This is a genomic window from Tamlana crocina (genome assembly GCF_012037625.1).
Window position 1 is genome coordinate 1 of the sequence record NZ_JAAVJS010000358.1, and the last position, 404, is coordinate 404.

Annotated in this window: 1 protein-coding gene; it reads right to left on the bottom strand. The window is 31.9% G+C overall.

Features of this window, described 5'->3' with window-relative positions:
• Window positions 1-207 (bottom strand): hypothetical protein (locus HC176_RS17100; RefSeq protein ID WP_209309778.1); only part of this gene is annotated, 207 nt, incomplete at its 3' end.
• Window positions 208-404 lie beyond the last annotated feature (197 nt).

Consider the following 404-nt stretch of genomic DNA (forward strand, 5'->3'; position numbering starts at 1 on the left):
TATCATCTCCTTAATTGAACCCAGATTATCTCCTGTACTAATAAAACAATAAAACTCTCTAAAAAGTTTTTCTTGAGAAGCCTTTCTAGGATGTTTTACACCAAAGTATTTCAGCTTATTTTCTTCTGGAAGTTTTTCTAATATATCCTTCTGAATAGTAGTTGTAGCTGTCTTTGGCAATCCGATGTGTACAAATATGTAAGCCATCAAAAAAAAAATTGTTTCTGAAAATTATTTTATTCGTTATTATTAACATCATCCAAAGCAAATGCATTTATTACTTTGGCGACCTCTACTTCGTCGTTTGCCGACATTACTGGACTGATTGGTAAACTTAGCACCTCGTGGTGAATTTTCTCTGTAATTTTTAGATCATAATTTTTATATTGGGAATAGGCATCCTG